At 58.4% G+C, this 5,078-nt stretch carries 5 protein-coding genes; all 5 read right to left on the reverse strand.

All coding sequences use genetic code 11. The annotated features are described in order from the left end of the window. The coding region (locus WA354_RS17585) for a GTP-binding protein (RefSeq protein WP_472814324.1) at positions 1-697 on the reverse strand (697 nt) is incomplete at its 3' end. Positions 698-895: 198 nt separating this feature from the next. Then, positions 896-2,977, reverse strand: coding sequence for an elongation factor G (gene fusA, locus WA354_RS17590; protein ID WP_472814325.1), 2,082 nt, complete (start codon positions 2,975-2,977; stop codon positions 896-898). Positions 2,978-3,145: 168 nt separating this feature from the next. Then, positions 3,146-3,619 (reverse strand): 30S ribosomal protein S7, encoded by a 474-nt coding sequence (gene rpsG, locus WA354_RS17595; RefSeq protein WP_472801968.1) that lies wholly within the window; start codon positions 3,617-3,619, stop codon positions 3,146-3,148. An 80-nt stretch (positions 3,620-3,699) separates the two neighbouring features. Continuing rightward, a complete protein-coding gene (rpsL, locus tag WA354_RS17600) occupies positions 3,700-4,095 on the reverse strand; it encodes a 30S ribosomal protein S12 (RefSeq protein WP_109486572.1) in 396 nt (131 codons plus the stop codon). A gap of 614 nt (positions 4,096-4,709) precedes the next feature. Next, the coding region (locus WA354_RS17605; RefSeq protein ID WP_472814326.1) for a hypothetical protein at positions 4,710-5,078 on the reverse strand (369 nt) is incomplete at its 5' end.

Below are 5,078 nucleotides of genomic sequence, written 5' to 3' on the forward strand. Positions count from 1 at the left end.
TACGGCCCGTGACAACAGTTCCACGTCCCGAGATCGAGAAGATGTCTTCGATCGGCATCAGGAAGGGCAGGGTTACGGCGCGCTCCGGCTGCGGAACGTACTTGTCCACCGCATCCATCAACGCGTCAATCTGGGCTTCCCACTTGGGCTCGCCGTTCAACGCGCCCAGGGCCGATCCACGGATAACCGGAACATCGTCGCCCGGGAACTGGTACTTCGACAGCAGTTCGCGAACTTCCATCTCGACCAGATCTGTCAGCTCTTCGTCTTCAACCGCGTCGCACTTGTTCAAGAAGACCACGATGCAGGGAACGCCCACCTGGCGAGCCAGCAGAACGTGCTCCTTGGTTTGCGGCATGGGGCCGTCGGTGGCTGCCACTACAAGGATCGCGCCGTCCATCTGCGCCGCGCCGGTGATCATGTTCTTGATGTAATCGGCGTGACCGGGGCAGTCAACGTGCGCATAGTGCCGGTTCGGGGTCTCGTACTCCACGTGCGCCGTCGCGATCGTGATGCCGCGCTCCCGCTCTTCCGGGGCGTTGTCGATCGAGTCAAACGAACGGAACGTGTTCTTCGGGTTGTGCTTCTGCAATACCTTGGTGATCGCCGCCGTCAACGTCGTCTTGCCGTGATCGATGTGACCAATCGTGCCCACGTTCACATGCGGCTTCGAACGATCAAACTTTTCCTTCGCCATAAGAAATCCAATTCCCTTTCAGTGGCTTGTACTACTTGTTGCACCCAGGGGCGCCGGCATTCCGGCTCCAGCCCCAAAACCAAAAACAGCTACTAGCTTCTAGCCGCTAGCTCCCAGCTTCCCTCGCTGGAGCCGCTACCTTTAGCTTCTGCAAGGCCGAGCTAGTAGCTAGAAGCCAGTAGCTGACGGCTTGCTTTTCTACTTCCCCTGCGCACGGCCGATAATCTCATCGGCGATCATGCGCGGCGCCTCTTCGTAGCGCGCGAACTGCATTGAATACGACGCCCGGCCTTGTGTCGAGGAACGAATCTCGTTAACGTAGCCGAACATTTCCTTCAGCGGAACGATCGCCTTGATGACCTGCGATCCCGCCGCGTGTTCCATACCTTCAATTCGTCCTCGGCGCGAGTTAATGTCGCCGATGATCACGCCCATGTACTCTTCTGGAACCGTGACCTCAACCGCCATCACGGGCTCAAGAAGTACCGGATGCGCCTTGCGTGCAGCTTCCTTGAACGCGATCGAACCGGCGAATTTGAATGCCATTTCGTTCGAATCAACTTCGTGATAGCTGCCGTCGAACAGGATTACCTTCACGTCCACGATCGGGAAGCCTGCCAGGATACCCAATTCCAACGCACCCTGCACGCCCTGATCAATGGGCTTGATGTATTCCCTCGGAACCGATCCACCCTTGATTTCGTTGATGAACTCATAGCCCTTGCCTGGCTCATTGGGCTCGATGCGCAGCTTGCAATGCCCGTAGTTACCCGAGCCACCGGTCTGGCGAATGTACTTGCCTTCAGCTTCGGCCGTCTTGCGAATCGTCTCGCGGAACGCAACCTTCGGCTCGCCTACGTTCGCCTCAACCTTGTGCTCGCGCTTCAAGCGATCGACGAGAATCTCAAGGTGCAGCTCGCCCATCCCGCTGATAATCGTCTGACCCGAATCCTCGTCGGTACGCACCTTGAAGGTCGGATCTTCATCAGCCAGCCGAGACAACCCCATCGCCATCTTTTCCTGGTCCGCCTTGGTCTTCGGCTCAATTGCCACCGAAATCACAGGTTCCGGGAACACAATGGCACCGAGCGCAATCGGATGCTGCGGCGAGCTCAGCGTGTCGCCCGTCTTCAATTCCTTCAGGCCCACACATGCGCAGATGTCGCCTGCATAGATCTCGGTAATGTCCTCACGCTTATTGGCGTGCATTTTTACCAGGCGTCCGACGCGGTCGGTCTTGCCGGTGCGCGGATTCAAAATCGTGTCGCCTGTCTTCAACGAACCGGAGTAGATGCGGATAAACGACAGCTTGCCAAACGGATCGTTGATCAACTTGAAGACCAACGCCGCCAGGGGTTCATTGTCGTCCGCCTTGCGAATCAAGGTCACGCTGTGATCGTGCGGATCGATACCTTCCACCGGAGGCTTGTCCAGCGGGCTGGGCAGATAGTCAACTACCGCGTCGAGCAGCGTTTGCACGCCCTTGTTCTTGAATGCGCTTCCGCAGATCACAGGGAAGACCTTCAGATCGATGGTCGCCTGGCGAATGCCCTTCTTCAGCTCTTCAATAGTCGGCGTCTCGCCTTCGAGAAACTTTTCGAGAAGCACATCGTCGGTCTCGGCGATAACTTCGATCAACTGCAGACGGAATGCTTCCGCTTTCTTCTGCAGATCGGCCGGAATCTCCTGGACATCATACTCGGCGCCCATGGTCTCGTCGTGCCAGAGAACCGCCTTCATCTCGATGAGGTCGACAACGCCTTTGAAACCAGCTTCTGCGCCAATGGGAATCTGCAGCGCAACTGGCCGCGCGCCCAGCCGCTTGCGAATCGTGTCGAGAACGTGCTCGAAATCGGCACCGTTCTTGTCCATCTTGTTCACGAAGCAGATGCGCGGAACCTTGTACTTGTCGCCTTGACGCCACACGGTCTCGGTCTGGGGCTGCACGCCGCTAACAGAGTCAAACACCGCCACCGCGCCGTCGAGAACACGCAGCGAACGCTCCACTTCAGCAGTGAAGTCCACGTGACCAGGCGTATCAATGATGTTGATGCGGATGTCTTTCCACATGCACGTCGTTGCCGCCGACGTGATGGTGATGCCGCGCTCCTGCTCCTGCTCCATGTAATCCATGGTCGCGGTGCCTTCATGCACTTCGCCGATGCGGTGCGTGATGCCCGTATAGAAGAGGATGCGTTCTGTCGCAGTCGTCTTACCGGCGTCGATGTGCGCCATGATTCCGATATTCCGGCAACGACTTAGGGGTATGGTGCGAGCCACGGTCTCTCTTTATCCTTGCGGGATGCGAATCCCGCCGTTAAAACCTAGCTGCCAGCTTCTAGCTACTAGCCTCTAGCTTGTCTCTTCTGGAACCACCCTATGCGGTTCCTAATCCACTGCCGCTCAAAACAGCTAGAAGCTAAAAGCTAGAAGCTAGCGGCTGGTTTTCTACCAGCGGTAGTGCGCAAAGGCCTTGTTGGCCTCGGCCATGCGGTGCACGTCTTCCTTCTTCTTCATCGCCGCGCCACGGCCATTAGCCGCGTCCAGCAGCTCATTGCTCAGCTTGTCGATCATGCCCTTCTCACCGCGGGCGCGCCCGTAGGTGATGAGCCAGCGAATCGCCAGCGAGGTGCGACGATCCGCATTCACTTCGATCGGGACCTGGTAGTTGGCGCCACCCACGCGGCGGGTCTTAACCTCGAGCAGGGGCTTGCAATTCTCGACTGCCTTTTTGAAGAGCTTCAGCGCGTCGTCGCCGCCGCCCTTCTCTTCAAGGTTCTTCATCGATTGATAGAAGATGCCCTGGGCTGTCGACTTCTTGCCGCCCCACATCATCGAGTTCACAAACTTGGTGACCAGCGTGGATGCATAAACTGGATCCGGCGCTACTTCCCGCTTCGCAATGTGCCCTTTTCTCGGCATAGTCTCTCAAAATCCTTCGCGCCTGAGCGCCGTTGTGCTGCCCCAGTCCCGGTTCCATCACTCCGCCCGGGAACCGCAAACTACTTCTTACCCGCCGCCGCTCCACCCTTGGCGCGCTTGGCGCCATACTTCGAGCGGCTCTGCTTCCGGTTGGCGACGCCCACTGAATCCAGCGTGCCGCGAACGACGTGATAACGAACGCCCGGCAAATCCTTCACACGGCCGCCGCGGATAAGCACAATCGAGTGCTCCTGCAGGTTGTGGCCGATGCCAGGAATGTAGGTGGTGACCTCGATCCCGTTGGTCAACCGCACGCGAGCTACCTTGCGCAACGCCGAGTTCGGCTTCTTGGGGGTTTGTGTGTACACGCGGGTGCAAACACCGCGACGCTGCGGCGAGGCCTGCAGTGCAGGAGACGCCGTCTTGTAGCGGGGGGCCGTGCGCCCCTTACGAACCAATTGATTAAATGTCGGCAAACTGAAACTCCTTACCCCAAAAACCTTTAAGCCCAACCCAGATTCAGCCGCGCGCAAGCCTTCTCGGCTTTTCGTGTCGCACAGCGCATCTTATTGATGCGCGCACGCACGAAAGCCCAGGTTGCTGCTTCGCGTCTGCCTTCGTTCCACTTCCAGACGAGAACCGGGACGGTGGTCGCGCGTCCTACCAAGGAACCTATCTTGGTGCGGAGCCGACTCCGTTTCGCCAATTCCGGCCCGCATAGCCCTCCAAGGTGGAGAAACGCGCGGACACCGATGCGATTGTTCCCTTGCCCCTCGCAAGATAAGAGCTTATCCAGGGATGAATGGCTGGCCTGACTGCGCTCAGCCGTGGGATTCAGCCGCCTCAATACTTTGGGTTGGCTGCCCTACGCATCCGTCGCATGACACACGTCCGGAGGCGTTCTTGCGGAACCTATTTACGATAACAAAAGAAAAGGTCAGGGTCAATGCATTCGCGAACCAGCCCGCCTCGTTGGTCCAAACAGTGCCTGGCCTGCCTTTTGCGGCGGAGCTCGTCTCTTGGATGAAGGACCCAGCAAAAAGGGCAAGGTCAACGCATTCGACCCCGCCCTTCAAGGCTTTCTCCCGCACTAGACGATGCCGTGCACAGTCCACGCGCCATTGACCAGCGCGAAATCGACGTGCCGCTTGGCGCTCAGCCTATTTCCGGGATTGTGGGCGATCTGCTGCAGTGTGTCCGGCACTCCGGTCAGATCCACACCCTCGGTAAAGTCGGCGCCCCTGGCAGTGTCAACCCCCGGGAGCATCTCGTCCTGCACGGGTCCCATATCCCGGGCCCGCAGGTGATTGGCCTGCACCGTGACCACCCTGTAGGTGTAGGTTTTATCGTCCAGGCTCGACGGCCGCCACTCCATCTTGTCGCCGCCCTCGGGTAGCTTCACCACCTTCTTGCCGTCGTCTGTCAGCTTGAAGTCTGCCCAGTATTTGTTGGGATAGAT

The organism is Occallatibacter sp., assembly GCF_049802275.1.
In the GTDB taxonomy this organism is placed as follows: domain Bacteria; phylum Acidobacteriota; class Terriglobia; order Terriglobales; family Acidobacteriaceae; genus Telmatobacter.